This is a genomic window from Marinobacter sp. LM1, from assembly GCF_042763285.1.
In the GTDB taxonomy this organism is placed as follows: Bacteria; Pseudomonadota; Gammaproteobacteria; order Pseudomonadales; family Oleiphilaceae; genus Marinobacter; species Marinobacter nauticus.
Genome location: NZ_CP114373.1, coordinates 697,144 through 716,146, shown reverse-complemented (window position 1 = coordinate 716,146; position 19,003 = coordinate 697,144). Strand labels below are relative to the sequence as shown.

Below are 19,003 nucleotides of genomic sequence, written 5' to 3'. Positions count from 1 at the left end.
TCACTCGACAATGACCACCCGGGCAATCTTCTTTTTACCCGCCTGGATGACGCACTCTTCCCCTGCTACGAACATGCGCTGACCTTCAAACTGCTGGCCATCCACATAAACCGCTCCACGCCCAAGCACGTCCCGCGCCGCAGCACCGTTCTTTACCAGACCCGCGAGACGCAAAACAGCAGGCATCGGAATCTCTCCCTGCCCTTCCAGCGAAACTTCCACGACCGGCACGTTGTCCGGAATCTCACCGAGAGCAACCCGATTACCCGCCGACTTGTGAGCCGTCTTTGCGGCCTCCTCATCATGGAAGCGAGTAATCAACTCTTCAGCGAGCACCTTCTTATAGTCCTGAGGGTTTTCGCCGCCGGCAACCGCGGCCTTGAATTGCTCGATCTCAGCCATCGGCCGAAAGCTGAGCAACTCGAAGTAGCGCCACAGCAAGTCATCAGGCATGGAAAGCAGCTTGGTATACATCTCCCCCGGGGAATCGCTGACCCCCACATAGTTACCGAGAGACTTCGACATCTTCTGGACGCCATCCAGACCTTCAAGAATGGGGACCGTCAGAATGGCCTGCGGTTTCTGACCGTAATGCTTCTGAAGAATCCGCCCCATCAGGAGATTAAATTTCTGATCAGTACCACCCAGCTCAATGTCAGCTTCCAGCGCCACCGAGTCGTAACCCTGCACCAGAGGATAGAGGAATTCATGAATGGCGATTGGCTGCTCGGAGCGATAGCGTTTGGTAAAATCATCGCGCTCAAGCATACGGGCAACCGTATATTGCCCGGCCAGGCGAATCATATCCGCCGCCGTCATCTTGCTCATCCACTCGGAGTTGAAGACAACCCGGGTTTTTTCCCGATCCAGAATCTTGAACACCTGCTCTTTATAGGTAATCGCATTTTCGCGCACCTGATCTTCAGTAAGCGGAGGCCGGGTAGCACTCTTTCCTGTGGGGTCACCGATCATTCCGGTAAAGTCACCAATCAGGAAAATAACTTCGTGCCCAAGATCCTGGAACTGGCGCAGTTTATTAATAAGAACCGTGTGGCCGAGGTGCAGATCTGGCGCGGTTGGGTCGAAGCCGGCCTTCACTCGCAGCGGCCGACCTTCTTTAAGCTTTGCAACCAGGTCTTCCTCTGGAATCAGCTCGTCAATGCCCCGTTTGATAATCGCCAGCGCTTCATCTATTGATGCCATGAACCCCTCACCCCGTCTGTGACAATAAAGCGGGTGCCGGTTACAGAGGTCTACAAAAGAAATCTGTGAGTTACCGGCACCCTTGGTACAGTAGAAATGCTCAGAAAACGACCAATCAGAGCATGAAAAGCCCGGGATTATAGCAGCGGCGGCGCAGTTTGTACGACCAGCACAGCCGCTGGACTGTAATGTTGGACACTGTCGCAATTCTGTTATATGCGGTACTCTGTTGGTCTATACTTGACCTGGCGCTTTAATAAGCCGGTACAAATTACTGGATTACCGATTAAAACGGGTGAGCCACGTGCTGAAAACATTCCCCAAAACACACATTACCCTGGCGGCAGCCGCCACGGTAATCGTCTCTGCTGCTGTCCTGATGAGCCCAAGCGCAGACGTTGAAGCCAAGCGGATGAGCTACACTGTCGACCTGGAACAGGGCCTGGTTTCCGGCGCCTCCTCACAGGAAGCCAGCACCCAAGCCCCCGCTCCGGAGGCTCAGACAACAAGCGAAACATCTGAAAGCCAGAGCCAACCAATGGCAGCTCAGGCAGACGTTGCACCCGAGCCTGATATTCATTGGCAGGAATTCACTATCAAATCTGGCGATACACTCTCCACGTTGTTCCGGAAAGCCGGATTCAATGACGGCCTGATGCTTTCGGTGATTCACGGTGACGGCGAGGCCGACAAGCTCCAACGCCTTTATGCCGGCGAGGATATCCGGTTCGGCGTGAATTCCGAGGGCGAACTGGTTGCGATTGAACTCCAACGCTCGTTGTTGGAGTCCCTTAAAATCGCGCGCACGGAAGACGGCTTTCTTGGTGAGACCGTCGTTCGCGAACCCGAAGCCAGACCGGCATTCGCCGCAGGCGTTATTGACGGGTCTTTATATCTCGCAGCCAGGGACGCCGGCCTGAATGATCGCCTGACCATGGAACTGGCCGGCATTTTCGGCTGGGACATCGACTTTGTATACGATGTCAGAAAAGGCGACAGCTTCGAAGTGGTTTACGAAGAGCTTTATATTGATGGCGAAAAGTTTGATACCGGCCGGATTCTCTCTGCCCGCTTTATCAACCGGGGAGAAGATAACCTTGCGCTGTTATATACCGATGCGAACGGAGAAAGTGACTACTATTCACCCGACGGCAAGAGCATGCGCAAGGCCTTCCTGAGAGTGCCGATCAACGCCCGGGTTTCCTCGCCCTTTAACCTGCAACGTCGCCATCCGGTTCTTGATGTGGTTCGTCCACACGAAGGTACCGATTATGCCGCACCTCCGGGCACCCCAATCAAGGCCGCCGGCAGCGGCCGGGTGAAGTTCGCCGGTTGGAAAGGCGGCTACGGCCGAACTGTAGTGCTGCAGCATGGCGACAACATTACAACACTCTATGCTCATATGAGCCGTCTGGGCAAAGGCATCAAGAATGGTACCCGGGTCAAGCAGGGCGAAACCATTGGCTATGTCGGTTCATCCGGCATGGTGACTGGCCCCCACCTGCATTACGAATTCCGGATCAACGGTGCGCCGAGAAACTCCAGAACGGTCAAACTCCCCGACGCCAAGCCGGTACCGGACAGCGAGATGGCCAGGTTCCAGAAGTTCACTGAACAGCGCCTGGCACAGTTCAACGTGTTCCGCGAAAGCAATCAGCAGCTGGCGCTGGCCTCGGATAACTGAGCATGGACTACTGGCTAGGCCTGATGTCAGGCACCAGCATGGACGCAGTTGATGCGGTGCTGGTGTCTTTCGACACGGACACCCTGGCCGTCCACGAAACCTTCTCTCTACCCTATACCGACGCGCTGCGCCAGCGATTACTGCTGGCAACGCGCAACCAGGCAGACCCCGATGAGCTGGGTGAACTGGACTCCCTGGTTGGCCAGCATTTTGCGGAAGCCGGTGCCCAACTGATTAAAAAGTCCGGCGTTGATCCTCAAAAGATCCGGGCCGCAGGCAGCCATGGCCAGACCATTCGCCACCAACCAACCGGAAACGCCCCCTTTTCCCTTCAGATTGGCAACGCCGCGTGGCTATCCGAACGCCTGGGAATCACCACAGTTGCCGATTTCCGAAGTCGGGACATCGCCGCCGGCGGACAGGGCGCTCCCCTGGTACCCGCTTTTCATCGCTGGCTCTTTGCCTCACCCACCCAGGATCGATGCATTCTGAATCTCGGTGGCATTGCCAATATCACCTGGCTGCCCGCCGGATCGAGAAAGCCGGTCGTCGGCTTCGATACCGGCCCGGCCAATGCCCTGCTGGACGCCTGGTGCCTGGACCAGACCGGTCGGCATTTTGATGAAGACGGCCACATGGCCAGTGAGGGTGCTACCCATTCCGAGCTGCTTGCCAGCATGCTGTCAGACGCCTACTTCAGCAAACCAGCCCCGAAAAGTACGGGCAAAGAGCGCTTCAATATCGACTGGGTGCGCACGCATCTTCAGCGTTTCGACGAGATCCCCGCCGAGGATGTGCAGAGAACCCTGCTGCAACTGACTGTGACAACCATTCTCCAGCAGTTACCACAGGAAAATGCAGACATGGCCGTTTACGCCTGTGGTGGCGGCACCTTCAATCGATTACTGATGAGAGAACTCAAGGTGGGGCTTGGCTCCGCCGCACTGCACACCACGGCGGATCTTGGTCTTGACCCTCAATGGGTGGAGCCGGTGGCGTTCGCCTGGCTGGCTCGACAGAGCATCCTTCAGTTGCCGGGTAACGTGCCCGAAGTCACCGGCGCTTCGGGCGAGAGAATACTGGGCGCAATTTATCCGCCCTGATTCAGATGGAAAATGAGCTGCCGCAACCGCAGGTCGAACTCGCATTGGGGTTCTGAACGACAAATTGTGAACCCTGCAGCCCTTCCTGATAGTCAATAGTCGCGCCCACCAGATACTGATAGCTCATTGAATCGACCAGTAGCTTGACGCCGTCCCGTTCGATGACGGTGTCATCCTCTTCCTGACTTTCATCAAATGAAAAGCCGTACTGGAATCCGGAGCAGCCGCCGCCTGTCACAAACACGCGCAACTTGAGATCGGGATTTTCTTCTTCCTCAATCAACTCACGCACCTTCGCGACGGCGTTGTCGGTGAAAAACAACGGCGTGGCCATCTGTTGCTGAACTACACTCAAAGTCTGCCTCCGGCATGGTATTGCTGTCGGGAAATTATGGTATTCCTGACTAAAACAATCAACTATTCGGACTTATCCTCATCTTCAGTTGAGACTGAACCGTCTGCCTGCCTATGTTCATGAGTCAGCAAGCCACTGGTCTCGTCCTTGCGAACCAGGTTACCGTTGACCGAGGCGCCCATCGCCATCTCAATCAGCTGGTAATAGACATTGCCGGTGACTACCGCTTTTTCTGCCAGCTCGAGGTGGGCAGAGGCATGCACATCACCCTTTACCTTGCCATTGATGATGATGTGGGGGGCCACCACGTCGCCAACGATTTCTCCCACCTCTGACAAACGTACCACCGCATCGGAGCCTTCTTCGGCCACAACCCGACCCTTGATGGTACCGTCCACGTGAAGGCCACCGGAGAAATGAACGTCGCCCTCAACGGTCGTCTTGCCGGAAATCAGGGTATCAAAATGGCCGGGGGAACGGCGGGGTTTCTGCTTTTTCTTGCCAAGCATCTCAGTTCTCCGTTAAATCTTTCCAATCAAAGGTTCGTTCAGCCTGGGATGCCTTGCGGCCCTCCGCCTGGGCGACGACCTGAATCTCATAGGGCTCAAAGCTCTCAGGAAGGCGCAGGCTGCCCTCCACATCCTGGAAGTAGCGGAACCGGAATTTCACGCCCAGATCATCAATCTCATCCGACAGATCCCTCAGCGCAATCACCTCTTTCTCGCCATCCAGACGACCGATAACATTCACGGCCACCAGGCCCGAAATATAGCTCTTGTTGTTGCCAACCTGAGTCAGCACCATTTTGAAATCGAAAGCGCCAGACTCCCGGGCCGGGTTCAGTGTAAAACTGTCCACCTGCAGACCCTTGCTGGTTTCCGAAGGCGCCATGATATTGCGGTAGAAGGTAAGGTCCGCCTCCAGCTCCGAGATGCGGGTCTCCAGGCCGACAATCGTGTTTCGCGCCTCCCGCAGTGCCTGCTCGTCGATGGCGCGCCCACGTTCGAGGTTCACCAAGCCCTGGCGTGCCTCCCGGTATTGCTCCCGCAGGTTCTCCACCTCCTCCACCAGTTGCTCAGCAGACGCTTCCGCCGAGCTGAAACGGAAACCGCCCTGGGCGAGCCCGGCGGCATATCCGGCCACAGCCGCAATGACGGTGAATGCCAGCAGAATCAGGCTGCGACGTAACCGGTAACCCGGCCGGTGGCGGATAACAACGTATTCATCCGCCGGTTTTCGAGGATCACTCACGGCCCGTCCTCACGGCAGCAGAGCCGGAGCGTTCAGGCCCATGGTTTCATCCAGACTGAACATGATATTCATATTCTGAACGGCCTGGCCGGCGGCGCCCTTCACCAGATTGTCGATCACCGATGACACAATCACGATGTTGCTGTCTTCCTGGCGGTGTAATGCCATCCGGCAATGATTGGCACCACGAACACTGCGAGTCTCCGGATGACTGCCGAACGGCATGACATCAACGAACGGCTCATTTTTATAACGCGCCTCATACAGTGCCTGAAGGCGGTCAAAATCCTGAGGATTATCGAGCTCGGCATAGAGCGTGGCTTCAATACCGCGAATCATCGGTATCAGATGCGGCACAAAGGTAACACCAACGCCTTTCCCTGCAGCGGCCATTAGGCCCTGGCGAATTTCCGGCAAATGCCGATGCCCGGAAGCGCCGTAGGCCTTGAAACTCTCGCCTATCTCACCGTGAAGCATGCCAATCTTGCCCTGCCGGCCGGCACCGCTGGCGCCAGACTTGGCATCGGCTATCAGCCTTGCGGGATTGACCAGGCCCTGTTCCAGCAACGGCAGGAATCCCAGCTGCACGGCTGTCGGATAACACCCTGGATTCGCAACCAACTGAGCGTCACGAATGGCTTCGCGGGCCACCTCGGGCAAGCCGTAAACCGCTTTTTCAGCCCAGTCGGCACTCTCGTGGGGCATGCCATACCAGTTTGCCCAAATATCAAGATCCTTCAGGCGGAAATCCGCCGACAGGTCGACTACGCGAACACCTGAGGCCATCAATTCCGGAACCATGCGCATGGCAACGCCGTGCGGCGTGGCAAAAAACACCAGATCACAGCTCGCCAGCACCGATGCGTCGGGCTCGGAGAATTCAAGCTCATAATGGCCTCGCAGGTTGGGATACATATCGGCCACGGGCATGCCCGCTTCCGATCGCGATGTGATGCAGATAACCTCTGCTTCCGGGTGGACAGCCAGAATTCTCAGCAGCTCTACACCCGTGTATCCGGTTCCGCCGACGATGCCTACTTTAATCACTCTTATCTCCAACGTGGTCTGGACAGAATTGGGAAGTCAGGGCACGTAGTCTAACATGATAAACCAAGGACTTATTGCAGCCTGCGGGCCCGCCGTTACAATGTTGTCAGAAATCTGCTGATGATCCCGACACTCCAACCGGAACACCCCGCCAATGCGTAGCATCAGGCAACAGATTACCGAGAATCTGATCCCCGTATTCCGGCGGAAGCTCTCCGGCGTTGATGCCTTACCGCAATTGGCGGTTCTTGGCCTGCTGTCCGGCATTGTGACCGGCGGCGTGATCCTGCTTTTCCGACTCGCTATTGAATGGCCACTGGAGCATTTCCTGCCGGGCCAGGGTTCAGAGAGTTTCGAAGAGCTGGATCTGCTCACCCGAGGTCTTCTGCCACTGGCCGGAGCTCTGGGGCTGGGGCTGCTGTTGCACAAACTCGCCCTGCACGATCGCAAAGTCGGCATCGTTCATATCATGGAGCGGCTGAACTACCATCAGGGCTACATCTCCTTCCGCAGTGCCATGGTTCAGTTTGTTTCCGGCGTTACCACGGTGATCACCGGGCAATCCGCCGGCCGGGAGGGACCCGCCGTACATCTGGGCGCGGCCTTCTCCAGCCTGCTCGGGCAATGGATGCGGCTGCCCAACAACAGCATTCGTACGCTGGTCGCCTGCGGTTGTGCCGCTGCCATTTCCGCCTCCTTCAACACCCCCATCTCCGGCGTGATTTTCGCCATGGAAGTGGTGATGATGGAATACACCATTGCCGGCTTCACTCCGATCATCCTGGCCGCGGTCAGCGCTGCCATCGTCACCCAGGCGGTTTATGGCACCGAACCGGCGTTCAGTGTCCCGGCTCTGACCATGAATTCACTGCTGGAGATCCCCTGGATTCTCGCCATTGCCGTTATAATCGGCATCGCAGCGGCCGGATTTATCCAACTGGTAGACAGTATGGGCCGTTACCATCACCGCCCGGTGTTGCTACGAATTGCCGTGGCCGGCCTGTTGATGGTGCCCTTCGCCCTGGTCATCCCGGAAACCATGGGCATCGGCTACGATACGGTGAGCGAAACCATTCACGGTGAACTCGGATTCTGGTTACTGATAGGCGCGGGCAGCGCCAAGCTGATCATCACCGGATTGTCCATTGGACTGGGTATGCCCAGCGGTGTTATCGGCCCCACCATCTTCATGGGCGCCACCCTGGGCGGCGCCATGGGCCTGATCGGCGCCCAGATGTTCCCGGACATTGCCTCATCGGTGGGGTTTTACGCCATGCTGGGTATGGGGGCGATGATGGGCGCCGTGCTGCAGGCGCCACTGGCGGCTTTGATGGCGCTGATGGAGCTCACCCGGAACCCGAACATCATACTGCCAGGCATGCTGATGATTACTACCGCCAGCCTGGTAACCAGCGAAGCCTTCGGCAAGAAATCGCTATTCCTGACCATCCTCAAGAGCCAGGGCCTGAGCTACCAGAATTCCCCCGTTATCCAGGCACTGAGGCGGGTTTCGGTTGGCGCCATCATGGAACGGAATATTCTTCGAACCGAGCGCGCGCTCACGCTTGAAGAAGCCAAGAAAGCCCTGAAATCGGAACCGAAATGGCTTCTGGTGGAAGGCAGCAATGGCCCCACCGCCCTGCTGCCAGCCGTCGATCTGGCCCGCTTTCTTGAGGACGCCGAGAAGCAGGCCGCCGAGGAAGGCACCGAATTACCGGAATCCATTGATTTGATGGAAATCCCCGCCAACCGGCGGGATGTGGCACCGGTACAGTACCAGGCAACGCTGGAAGAAGCCCTGCATCAATTCGACAGCACCCAGGCTGAGGCACTATACGTACAACGCCATGTGGCCCCCATGATTCAACGGGTTTATGGTGTTGTGCTGCAAACGGATATCGAAAGCTACTACCAATATCGACGGAGTTAACGAATGCTTTGGGTGAAAGCCTTCCACATTATTTCCCTGGTGTGCTGGTTCGCCGGCATTTTCTATCTGCCCAGACTGTTCGTGTATCATGCCGCCTGCGAGGATAAACCAGGCAAGGAGCGGTTCAAGGTGATGGAACGCAAGCTTTACCGTGGCATCACTACGCCTTCCATGGTCGCCACCGTTGTCTTTGGTGTCTGGATGCTCAGCTACAATTGGTCCGGCTATTTCAGCCAGGGGTGGCTGCATGCCAAGCTGACCCTGGTGGCTTTGCTGATCATCTACCACTTCTACTGTGGTCACCTTGTCAAAGTGTTCCGGGATGACCAGAACACCCGTAGCCACGTGTTCTACCGCTGGTTTAATGAGCTGCCGGTGTTTGTCCTGCTCGCTGTCGTGATTCTTGCTGTTGTTAAACCATTCTGAGGAGATCGGCCATCAAAAGCTTCACCCGCCCCCACGTACTGGTGCTCTCCGGGCTGGATCCGTCTGGTGGCGCCGGCATACAGGCAGACATACAGGCCATCACATCCATCGGCGCCCATCCGCTGCCCGTGCTCACCTGCCTGACTGTACAGGACACCCGCAACGTATATGGTGCCGAGCCCGTCAGCCCGGACCTGATCAAACAGCAACTGGAGTGCCTTGCCCAGGATACGCCCATTCACGCCATCAAAACCGGGGCGCTCGGAAATGCCGAAGTGGTGGAGGTACTGGTGGAGTTTGTACAGAAGCATTCGGGCGTGCCTTTGATCGTCGACCCGGTGATCAAGGCAGCTGGCGGTGGCGATCTGGCTGATGATGCGCTTGTCACAGCCATGAAAGACAAACTGTTTGCCAGGGCTGAAATGATTACGCCCAACGGCATTGAACTGGCTCAGCTCGGCGGCAGCGACGATCCGGCAGAGGCCGCCCGCAACCTTTTGCAGACGGGTTGTGAGTCCGTGCTTGCCACCGGCGGCCACGGCACCGGCATCCACATCATCAACACACTGTATAACCACGCCCCGAAGCCCATGGAATGGGAGGTGGAACGGGTTGGCAGCAATGAATATCACGGCACCGGCTGCACGCTGGCAGCGGCCATTGCCGCCGGCCGGGCCATGGGACTGTCACCAAGAGCCGCGATTTCCCAGGCGCAGAATTACGTGCATCGGGCGCTGTTGCATGCACTGACGGTTGGCCAGGGCCAGCGGGTTCCCGACCGGGGTATTCTGTGGGAACGGTAAAGTCTCAGCTTCGACCCGGTCTTTACGCCATCACCGATAACCGGCTGACGCCTGCCGACATCCTGATTGCTTCGGTAGAGGCGGCTCTGGCCGGAGGCGCGCGGCTGGTTCAGTATCGGGACAAGGGATCGACAGCCTCTGAACGGCTGGTTCAGGCCAGGAACCTCAACAGCCTGTGCCAGGGGTTCGACGTTCCGTTACTGATTAATGACGACCCGGAACTTGCCGTCAGAGTCGGCGCCGCTGGGGTTCATCTGGGTCAGGATGATTGCTCACTGGTCGACGCCAGGCGCTTGCTCGGGGAGCATGCCATTATCGGCATCACCTGCCATCACAGCCTGAATCTGGCCCAGACAGCCGTTGACGGCGGTGCGGATTACCTGGCCTTCGGCCGCTTTTACGATTCGGCTACCAAGCCAGGTGCGCCCCCGGCCTCGCCGGACGTTTTAACCGAGGCAAAAGCCCTTGGGTTACCCATTACAGCCATAGGCGGAATCACCGGCAACAATGCGGAGCCCCTGATCCGTGCCGGGGCAGACCTGGTTGCCGTAGTGGGCGGCCTGTTCGGCGGCCAACCCTCAGACATTGAAGCCCGGGCCAAGGCATTTAACCGTCTGTTCGCCCGGCATCATCCACTTTTTTCACTTTCCGAATAACAGGAGACAACCGTGAATCATTCCGAAACCCTCTTTGAACAGGCCCAGAAATACATTCCCGGCGGCGTGAACTCCCCGGTACGGGCATTCCGTGGTGTTGGCGGTACTCCGGTCTTTTTCAAACACGCCGAGGACGCCTATCTCTATGACGAGGATGACCGGCGGTACATCGATTTTATTGGTTCCTGGGGCCCGATGATCCTGGGCCATTCCGACCCCCGCATCAAAGCGGCGCTGCACGCACAGGTCGATCTGGGTGTGGGTTACGGGGCCCCGACCGCCATTGAAACCGAGATGGCGAAAAAGGTGTGCGAACTGGTGCCCTCCATCGAACTGGTGCGCATGGTCAACTCCGGCACCGAGGCCACCATGAGTGCCATCCGTCTGGCCCGCGGCTACACCGGCCGCGACAAGATCGTGAAATTCGAAGGTTGCTACCACGGCCACGTAGATTCCCTGCTGGTCAAAGCCGGTTCCGGCGCCCTGACCCTGGGTGTACCCAACTCACCGGGAATTCCGGCCAGCCTGGCGGAGCACACCCTGACCCTGACCTACAACGACATTGACGAGGTTCGTGAAACCTTCAGTCAGATGGGCGACCAGATTGCCGCCATTATCGTTGAGCCTGTGGCCGGCAACATGAACTGCATCCCGCCCGTGCCCGGCTTCCTGGAAGCGCTGCGGGAAGTGTGTGATGAGCACGGCACCGTGCTGATTTTCGATGAGGTAATGACCGGATTCCGGGTGTCGCTCGGCGGCGCCCAGGGGTTCTATGGGGTGAAGCCCGACCTGACGGCTCTGGGCAAGGTGATTGGCGGCGGCCTGCCCGTCGGTGCATTCGGCGGCAAACGCGAAATCATGGAGCATATCTCGCCGCTGGGCCCGGTTTATCAGGCCGGCACCCTGAGCGGTAACCCGCTGGCAATGACCGCCGGGCTGACCACGCTGAATGCCATTTCCGAGCCCGGGTTCCACGATCGCCTGACGGAAAAAACCAATCGGGTGAAGGATGGCTTCAAGGCGGCAGCGGATGAAGCCGGCATCCCACTGGCGGTTCAGTCCGCGGGTGCCATGTTCGGTTTCTTCTTTACTGCCGAACCATCCATCACGCGCTTTGACCAGGTGATGGCCTGTGACGTGGAACGCTTCAAGGCATTCTTCCAGGGCATGCTGAAGGAAGGCGTTTACCTGGCGCCCTCAGCATTCGAGGCAGGCTTTACTACCGCAGCGTTGTCAGATGAGGATATTGAATTCACTCTGGCAGCTGCGCGCAAGGTCATGAAAACGTTGTGAGGCACCATTGCCCCCGGGTATCGATCCGGGGGCGAACCTCCGCTGGGCTAGAATACGCCCTCAAGGGAGAGCAACAGCGTATGCCGACGATAATCGTATTCGTTGAGCTCACTCTGCTGATGACGGAAAAACCATTGCGGCCTTAATAACCAGCGCGCAGTGAGATCATACTCAGCCATCAGCCCTACTCCGGTCAGAACGTCTTCCCGCCTGCGCTCCACCAACATCCCCGACTCAACCCAGCGATGCGGCTTGCCATAGCGACTATGGCGAACCGATAGCTCACCCGCCAGGGCCAACCCCGGCGACAGCTGATAATTCGCTTCCAGAATGAGCTCGTGCCTTGTGGGCGATACGCTGACAAACCGTTCGGGTACGTCCAGATCTTCCCGGTTGTTCAGTTCCAGGCGGTACTCGCCTGCCAGGTCCAGATCACCCAACGGATAACCCAGCCCTGCATTCAACTGGTACCACCGGCCATCGTAGGCCTGGTAGCCGTCACCACCATCCACCTGCTCCAGGGCAAACGCCAAGTCACACCTCAGATCTTCGGCAGGTAAACACTCGGCAGACCGGGCCAGCAACTCAGCCCCCCAGCGGGTTTCCAGACTGTCTCCGTCAAGCCACGAACGCGACACCACGGGCCGAACCCCAACCGCCCAAGGCCCCCAGGAACGCATGACACCGAAGCGCGCCTGTAACAACTGCTGATCGTAATCGCCGTCCTCGACATAGTGTCGGGCAAACGCGATCAGGTCCATCGAGAGCCAACGATCGGCATCCATTGCATAATCAAAGGAACCGGCGGCAACAACTTCGCCAAGCGCACTTCCCCGATTACTGGCGGAGTCTTCGGGAGTTGCCGAGAGATTGCTGTCGTAACCTGCGCCGAGGGACAAATAGCCGTAGGCATCCACTCGGCGCTCGCCCTGAAGAAGTGCCAGGCCGTCGAGTTTTGCCAACTGCTGCTCGGCAAGACGCTGGACAGATTCCGGTGGTGATGCCGCAAGGCTTTCCTCAAACCATTTACGGGCTTCCCCTGGCCGATCATCAGCAAGGGCGACCAGGCCCAGGTTGTACGTGGCCAAGGCGCGATCGTCACCGTCCAGTAAACGGGAAAACCACTGCCGGGCCGCCGGATAATCCTCCAGCCGATAACAGACCACGCCCAGATTATAATGCAGTGAGGGAGACTGAACGCCCAGCTCTGCAGCCAACTGGAAACTTTCCCGGGCCTGACCAAGGTTGCCTTGCTGAAACTGGACCACGCCTTGGGCCAGAGCTTCGCTTGCCCCATCAGAGAAAGCGGATTGGGCCAACAGGGGCTGACCGAGAAGAAACAAAAAGATGAAGAGGAGACGCAAGAACAACCCCGGGTTCAGTCAATAAATAGAAAACCGTTGACGGAAACCGAGGTTACCACAAGCTTTGAGTTACGGCTTCGAGGATTGAGGCGGGAGTTCCGGCTTTTTGCCAGGATCAATATCGGGGCGCTTGTCGGAACCAGGCCGCTCCGGCCGATTTTCACGAACGTCGCGGGCACGCTCTGACATGGACTGACCAAAATCCCGCCCTTTTTCACGGGCCTGCTCGCGAATTTGCTGGCCCGGCGGCTCACCATCGCCACGTCCAAGCCCGGAGGAACGACGCTCCAGTGCCGGTAGCTCCGGCAACCGAATTTCACGGGCAACCGATTCCGTTACGTCCTCATTCTCACCAACCAGCCGCATGGTGACGTCAAGATCGTCCCGGCCAAACGCCGGCGCGGACATCAGGGCAAGTATAAGGCCAGCGGTTGCGAAGCCAAGGGATCCGTTATAACCACTCATGTTGCAGGCTCCTTAACATCCACAGGGGCATGCCGGCTCGCCCCCGGGTAATCGGGTATGGTGGCCCGAAAAACTTTCTGCCGGCCTTCAGCATCCAGCTCGGCAACAAGCTCGCCGTCCCCGGGGAACATAATCCGCAGGGGTAATGCCAGCACATTGTCACCCTGTTCCAGGCTCACCTGCCAGCGCACCTGATGCTGCCCGGGCAAGCCTGCGATTTCCACATGAGGCGGCAGATTCAAGGTAAGGGTAACGTCATCCAGGGGCTCTCCCGACGTGAATGCAAGGCGTACGGTTCTCTCCAACGGCGCGACAACGGGGGTGTCCACCACCTCCGCCACAGCGACAGCCTCATGACCAGCCTCATCAGGCTGCCACAATCCGAACTGCCCGATGAACAACCCCAATGCCAGTGCTACCGCCACCGCACCACCCCACGCCATGTGTACACGCCGGCCCGAACCGGAAGACAACTCCCCAAACACCCGCGATTCAAAATCCGGGGCCGGCGGAGGCACATCAAACTGCGCCGCCATCCGGGACATCAACACTTCTTCCCTATCACAACGACGCCGGCACCGCGGGCAACGTTGCAAATGCTCACGCACCACTCCTGCCTCATTCTCGGGGAGTGTCGCCCTGACATAATCAGGTAATTGTGATCGAATGCTTGGACAGGACATGGTCATCACCTCACTCCTCAACACGCCGGTTGTCGCTTTCCGGTTCCAAACGCTGTTGCAGGTGTTTTCTCAACGTGGCGCGGCTGCGATGTAATCGCGACTTCACGGTACCAACCGCAACACCCAGTACCTCGGCCACATCCTCCTGTCGCCAGCCGTCAACATCATGCAGAAGCAGCAAGGTTCTCTGATCTGGCGAAAGCCGGTCCATAGCCTCGTCCAGCATGAAGCCGAGGCGCGACTGATCGAAGACAAGTTCTGGCGTGGCATCATCAGATTCCAGCGCATCGAACCAATCCGCCTGGTGGTCCGCCTCCATGAGTTCACTGGCTGCCCGGTCGGCACGGCGCCCCCTGCGGCGAATCGAATCCACAAACTGACGATAAAGCACACGGTTCAGCCAGGGTCGAAGCTGTTCCACCGTCTCCAGTTCGGATAATCGGGGATACAGTTTGACGACCACATCCTGCACCAGATCCTCAGCGTCCTGACGGGTTCCGGTCAAACGGTAGGCAAACGCATACATCCCCTCGAGGTGGGGCTGAACCAACCGATGGAAACGTTTCTGTGCGGACGGGCGGAAAGGGAAAATTGCCAAAGACCAACTGCCTGATCGAAATTCTGGAAGAGGGCAGTCTATCTTACGCCCGCCCTGTGTGCACTCCAGGCGATAATGACGGATTTATGGCCGAATGTTAATGCAACAACCGGAACCTTTTTCAAACCCTCTGCGTTGGGTTCTGACTGGCACCCAACGACCAGGCCAGAACTGGACCAAAAAACCGGAGGGTTTTATGAAGCAACTGAGCAGAGTATTTGTCGTTTCTGCGCTAACCAGCGCACTGGTGGCATGCGGTGGTAGCGGCGGTTCCTCATCATCGGGTGAGACCGGCTCGGTCTCCGTTGGACTGACCGACGCCCCGACCATGGAGCTGTCCAGCGTCAACATCGCGTTCAATGCCATCCGGCTCAAGCCGGCCGACGGTGACTGGCTGGAATTCAGCCTCGATGAAACCGGTGTGGTTGACCTGCTCACACTGCAAGGCGGTGTAACCGAGCCACTGATCACCAACGAGGAAGTGCCGGCCGGGGTCTATAACGAAATCCGGCTGATTATCGACACCGACAACTCCTACGTGACCAAAGAAAGCGATGGCGACAGCCAGTTCACCCTTGCCGTTCCCTCAGGTGAGCAGAGCGGACTGAAGCTGAAAGGCGACTTCGTGGTGGCGGCTGATTCCAGCAACAACTTCACCATCGATTTCGATGTGCGGAAATCCATTGTAAATCCACCCGGAAATGCCCTGGCTGATTACATGCTCAAGCCTGTGCTTCGGCTGGTAAACAATCTTGAGGTCGGTGAAATAGAAGGCACGGTTGATTACACAAATATTGTGCAAACCCGAGGTACTGCCGATACAAATGGTGAATTAACCGACTGTAGCCCCAATTACGAAGGTGCCGTTTACGTATACGAAGGCGCTGATGTCGAACCGATTGACCTGAACGTCACTCGCGATGGCACCAACCCGTTGATGGTGGTTCCGGTCACCGCTCAGGAATCTGGATCTCTCTATGAGTGGACCGCAGCATTCCTGACCGAAGGCCAGTACACCATCGCCTACAGCTGCCAGCTGGACAACAACGAGACCGATGAAGCTCTGGAGTTTGATGGGCAACAGAACGTCTCCGTTGTTGCCGGTGAAACAACCGTGGCAGACCCCATACCACAGCCCTGATTTTGCTGTGGCGTTCAGAGGCCAGGGACGGTCTCTGAACATTCATTCCGTCAACCCGAGTTACAACGCAGCAGCCCTGGCCTCAGCCTGATCGGCCCCCGCCACGTTACCGCGAGCCCGGCGGATATCCGCCAGTAGCAACCAGCCTGAACGCTGCATGCGTTCATCGTTGCCCGCCAACGAGAGTCCCTTCAGAGTAAACTGCTCCGCCGCCCCCAGATTGTCCCCGGCAACGTAAGCCTCGGCCAACTTGAAATAGACTTCGGAAGATCTTGGCGCAATGCGCTGGGCACGTTCCAGTCGGGCGATGGCGCCGGCGGAATCACCCTGCCGAAGGCGCTGATCAGCATCACGCACCAACGTGAGCGCGGCGGCCGGCAACTGGTCACCGGATTCGCTGTAGCTGGGCGCCCGGGTGCTCGGCGAGTCCGGCTCAGTGACCGTCGGTTGCTCACTCTTGCGCCATACCTGTTCGTCCTGTTCATCAGGAATATTGGTGCGTGGTGGTTCCGGCGCCGAACGGCGGTCATCGCCCCCCACGGGCACATAGATGGAGCCGCCACCCGGCCCCGTGGCGCAACCACCGGCCAGGCCGACAAACAGGGCCAGACAGGCTGACCGTATAATCACTTGTTTATTCATTGAAACAATCCTTCAAACCAACCTCGAATTTGCCGGCCAAGACTGCCGTTGCAGCCTGTGTGCTGTTCCGGCTCGCTGCCGGCGATAAACGGAATCAGCCGGGCATTGTCGCAGTTTTCGCCGGTCAGCGCCTGTTCGCCCGGGTTCACCCAGTGATACTGAACGCCATCGGGCATCACCGGTGAGAAACCGTGCTGGGGAATCTGCGCCATGGTGGCAGACCAGACCGGCAAGGCGCCGGAAGCCCCGGTCAACGCGGTCGGGCCGTTATCATCACGGCCGACCCAGGCGACCGCCAGCAGGTCGCCGCTGAAACCGGCGAACCAGGAATCACGGCCATCGTCAGTAGTACCGGTCTTGCCCGCCAGTGTCAGGGAATCCGGTAACCGGTAGTAGGCTGACCGGCCCGTGCCTTCCTGCATCGTTTCCTGCATAACATACTGCACCAGATGCACCGCGGCAGGATCGGCCACCTGATCCACTTTCAGGCTATACCGGGACAAAGGCTCATTCGCGGCATCGGTGACTTCCCGAATGGTACGCAGGGGCGTATTGAAACCGGAGGTTGCCAGACCCTGATACAGCTGCGCGACATCCACCGGCGACAGGGAAATGGAACCCAGAAGCATCGACGGATAATCCGAAATAGGCGTGGTCACCCCAAAGGCCCTCAGCGTCTCCTGCACCGCCGGTATGCCCACATCCAGCCCTACACGCACGGCCGGCAGGTTGTACGAACGGGACAGAGCTTCATGCAAGGGCACCAGGCCACGCTCCTTGCCATCATAGTTCTGCGGCTGCCAGCGCCGACCATCGTCAAACTCGAGGGTGAAGGCCTTATCCTGAACCGGCGAAATCAAGGTGTAGCGCTCCGGCTGAGACAGCGCCGTCAGGTAGATAAAAGGCTTCACCAGCGAACCGATAGGCCTCCGGGCGTCAACTGCCCGGTTAAAACCGGCAAAGCGGGGGTCTTTGCCCCCCACCAGCGCCAACACCTCGCCGGTATCCTTGGCGGTGACAACCACCGCCGCTTCCAGCGCCTCGGCCACCTCACCCGACGCCAGGCGAGGCAAGGTATCGGTTGCCGCCTTCTCAGCGGCCTGCTGAACTTCCGGATTCAGGGTGGTGAATATTCTCAGGCCCTCGCTCTGCAGGTCTTCCTCCCGGTAGTCCCGCGCCAGGTGTCGGCGTACCAGGTCGATATAGGCCGGGTAGCGATTATCGGTATAGGACGGTTTTGCGCTGAGGCCGAGAGGCCTTGCACTCGCCTCCCTGGCCTCTTGCCCGGAAATAACCCCGGCCTCAGCCATCTCGTCCAGCACCAGGTTACGCCGCGCCCTGGCCCGTTCCGGGTGCCGGCGCGGATTGTAATAACTGGGGCCTTTGACCATGCCAATCAGCAGGGCAATCTGGTGGACATCAATATCCTTCAGCGACTCGCCGAAGAAAAACTGGCTGGCCAGGCCAACACCATGAATGCTGCGAGTGCCTGCCTGGCCCAGATAAACTTCATTCAGGTAGGTTTCGAGGATGTCGTCCTTGTCATAATGCAACTCCAGCAATACCGACATCAGGGCTTCGTTGCCCTTGCGCAGAAGGGTTTGCTCCCGGGTCAGGAAAAAGTTCTTCACCAGTTGCTGGGTCAGTGTACTGCCGCCCTGAACTATTCGACCGGCCTTGATGTTCGCCACCATCGCCCGCGCAATGGAGAGTGGCGCGATGCCGAAATGCTCGTAGAACTGTCGGTCCTCCACAGCCATCAGACCGGCAATCATGGACTCGGGCACCTCATCCAGCTCCACCAGAATCCGATCCTCCCGATGGGACGGGTATATTCCGCCAATCTGAGCCGGCTCCAGCCGAACAATCGGAGAGCTGTCACCCTCCATCACGGAAAACGAATCTACCCGATCACCACGAACCACCAGTGACAGACGCCGTCTGGGCTCCTTGCCATCCGGGAAAGAAAAACCCCGGGTGCTGATGACAAAACGGTCGCCATTTCGCTGCCAGGTTCCGGGCCGACGACCGTCGCCCGAGCGATAGCCTGCAAGCTCCAGTTCACGGACCAGCGCGGCGGCGCTGATACCGGCACCGTCGTAGAGTTCCAGGGGCCGGGCGTACACCCGGGAGGGTACTTCAAAGCGACGTCCTTCGAAGCGGGAGGTCACTACGGCATCGAGATAGACCATCCATCCCGCCAGCAGCACAAGACACAGGGCAGCTGCGCGAAACAGAAAGCGCCAGAGACCGGAGCGTTTGCGGCGAGGACTGGATTCGGTTTTTTTCTTGCGGGGAGGCGTTTTTTTACTCATGGCGGGATTATATCGAAGGGGGCACCGCTATCGGCAGGTCTGGT

19 protein-coding genes and 1 pseudogene are annotated in these 19,003 nt (G+C 58.2%); 8 read left to right on the top strand and 12 right to left on the bottom strand.

The window, feature by feature from the left end:
- Positions 1 to 1,203 (bottom strand): tyrosine--tRNA ligase, encoded by a 1,203-nt coding sequence (tyrS, locus tag OZ656_RS03290; protein ID WP_286714523.1) that lies wholly within the window; start codon positions 1,201 to 1,203, stop codon positions 1 to 3.
- Positions 1,204 to 1,507: 304 nt separating this feature from the next.
- Here tyrS and OZ656_RS03285 point away from each other — a divergent pair, with 304 nt between their 5' ends.
- Together OZ656_RS03285 and OZ656_RS03280 are read left to right on the top strand one after the other, a co-directional pair.
- On the top strand, positions 1,508 to 2,887 hold the full coding sequence (locus OZ656_RS03285; RefSeq protein ID WP_286714524.1) for an OapA family protein: 1,380 nt from the start codon (positions 1,508 to 1,510) through the stop codon (positions 2,885 to 2,887).
- Positions 2,888 to 2,889: 2 nt separating this feature from the next.
- A complete protein-coding gene (locus OZ656_RS03280) occupies positions 2,890 to 3,990 on the top strand; it encodes an anhydro-N-acetylmuramic acid kinase (RefSeq protein WP_153740762.1) in 1,101 nt (366 codons plus the stop codon).
- 1 nt (position 3,991) lies between these two features.
- Here the strand turns inward: OZ656_RS03280 and erpA are convergent, their stop codons facing one another.
- From erpA to argC, 4 genes are all read right to left on the bottom strand, one after another.
- On the bottom strand, positions 3,992 to 4,324 hold the full coding sequence (gene erpA, locus OZ656_RS03275; RefSeq protein WP_011784224.1) for an iron-sulfur cluster insertion protein ErpA: 333 nt from the start codon (positions 4,322 to 4,324) through the stop codon (positions 3,992 to 3,994).
- Between the two features lie 83 nt (positions 4,325 to 4,407).
- A complete protein-coding gene (locus tag OZ656_RS03270) occupies positions 4,408 to 4,854 on the bottom strand; it encodes a polymer-forming cytoskeletal protein (protein WP_153740764.1) in 447 nt (148 codons plus the stop codon).
- A 1-nt stretch (position 4,855) separates the two neighbouring features.
- Entirely contained in the window at positions 4,856 to 5,596 is a 741-nt protein-coding gene (locus tag OZ656_RS03265) for a DUF6776 family protein (protein WP_286714525.1), read from the bottom strand.
- A 9-nt stretch (positions 5,597 to 5,605) separates the two neighbouring features.
- Positions 5,606 to 6,643 carry an N-acetyl-gamma-glutamyl-phosphate reductase gene (argC, locus tag OZ656_RS03260; RefSeq protein WP_379944952.1) on the bottom strand — a complete coding sequence of 346 codons (1,038 nt, stop codon included), beginning with the start codon at positions 6,641 to 6,643 and terminating at the stop codon, positions 5,606 to 5,608.
- Between the two features lie 154 nt (positions 6,644 to 6,797).
- Here argC and OZ656_RS03255 point away from each other — a divergent pair, with 154 nt between their 5' ends.
- Genes OZ656_RS03255 through hemL form a run of 5 tightly spaced genes read left to right on the top strand, consistent with a single transcriptional unit; the run spans position 6,798 to position 11,751 of the window.
- Positions 6,798 to 8,573, top strand: coding sequence for a chloride channel protein (locus OZ656_RS03255; RefSeq protein ID WP_379944951.1), 1,776 nt, complete (start codon positions 6,798 to 6,800; stop codon positions 8,571 to 8,573).
- Between the two features lie 3 nt (positions 8,574 to 8,576).
- Positions 8,577 to 8,999, top strand: coding sequence for a protoporphyrinogen oxidase HemJ (hemJ, locus tag OZ656_RS03250; protein WP_379944950.1), 423 nt, complete (start codon positions 8,577 to 8,579; stop codon positions 8,997 to 8,999).
- 41 nt (positions 9,000 to 9,040) lie between these two features.
- Entirely contained in the window at positions 9,041 to 9,802 is a 762-nt protein-coding gene (locus OZ656_RS03245; protein WP_379944949.1) for a hydroxymethylpyrimidine/phosphomethylpyrimidine kinase, read from the top strand.
- Positions 9,790 to 10,458, top strand: coding sequence for a thiamine phosphate synthase (thiE, locus tag OZ656_RS03240; RefSeq protein ID WP_379944948.1), 669 nt, complete (start codon positions 9,790 to 9,792; stop codon positions 10,456 to 10,458). Before OZ656_RS03245 ends, thiE begins: the two co-directional genes overlap by 13 nt.
- Positions 10,459 to 10,470: 12 nt before the next feature.
- A complete protein-coding gene (gene hemL / locus OZ656_RS03235) occupies positions 10,471 to 11,751 on the top strand; it encodes a glutamate-1-semialdehyde 2,1-aminomutase (protein WP_379944947.1) in 1,281 nt (426 codons plus the stop codon).
- A 47-nt stretch (positions 11,752 to 11,798) separates the two neighbouring features.
- Here the strand turns inward: hemL and OZ656_RS03230 are convergent, their stop codons facing one another.
- The 5 genes and pseudogenes from OZ656_RS03230 to OZ656_RS03210 form a co-directional block, all read right to left on the bottom strand.
- A complete protein-coding gene (locus tag OZ656_RS03230; protein WP_278350732.1) occupies positions 11,799 to 13,070 on the bottom strand; it encodes a tetratricopeptide repeat protein in 1,272 nt (423 codons plus the stop codon).
- Positions 13,071 to 13,184: 114 nt separating this feature from the next.
- Entirely contained in the window at positions 13,185 to 13,580 is a 396-nt protein-coding gene (locus tag OZ656_RS03225) for a hypothetical protein (RefSeq protein ID WP_014420462.1), read from the bottom strand.
- The gene (locus tag OZ656_RS03220) at positions 13,577 to 14,125 is read right to left on the bottom strand and encodes an anti-sigma factor (protein ID WP_379945198.1); all 549 of its coding nucleotides are present in this window, start codon (positions 14,123 to 14,125) and stop codon (positions 13,577 to 13,579) included. The genes OZ656_RS03225 and OZ656_RS03220 overlap by 4 nt, the downstream gene beginning before the upstream one ends.
- A 75-nt stretch (positions 14,126 to 14,200) precedes the next feature.
- Positions 14,201 to 14,263, bottom strand: a pseudogene (locus tag OZ656_RS03215) (hypothetical protein); the annotation flags it as partial.
- Positions 14,264 to 14,273: 10 nt separating this feature from the next.
- Entirely contained in the window at positions 14,274 to 14,789 is a 516-nt protein-coding gene (locus tag OZ656_RS03210) for an RNA polymerase sigma factor (RefSeq protein ID WP_379945197.1), read from the bottom strand.
- Between the two features lie 268 nt (positions 14,790 to 15,057).
- Here OZ656_RS03210 and OZ656_RS03205 point away from each other — a divergent pair, with 268 nt between their 5' ends.
- On the top strand, positions 15,058 to 16,002 hold the full coding sequence (locus OZ656_RS03205) for a DUF4382 domain-containing protein (protein WP_278350733.1): 945 nt from the start codon (positions 15,058 to 15,060) through the stop codon (positions 16,000 to 16,002).
- 60 nt (positions 16,003 to 16,062) lie between these two features.
- On the opposite strand, the gene OZ656_RS03200 is transcribed toward OZ656_RS03205, so the two are convergent.
- Together OZ656_RS03200 and mrcB are read right to left on the bottom strand one after the other, a co-directional pair.
- A complete protein-coding gene (locus OZ656_RS03200; RefSeq protein WP_014420459.1) occupies positions 16,063 to 16,644 on the bottom strand; it encodes a tetratricopeptide repeat protein in 582 nt (193 codons plus the stop codon).
- A complete protein-coding gene (gene mrcB / locus OZ656_RS03195) occupies positions 16,641 to 18,959 on the bottom strand; it encodes a penicillin-binding protein 1B (RefSeq protein WP_113880569.1) in 2,319 nt (772 codons plus the stop codon). Before mrcB ends, OZ656_RS03200 begins: the two co-directional genes overlap by 4 nt.
- Between the last annotated feature and the right edge of the window lie 44 nt (positions 18,960 to 19,003).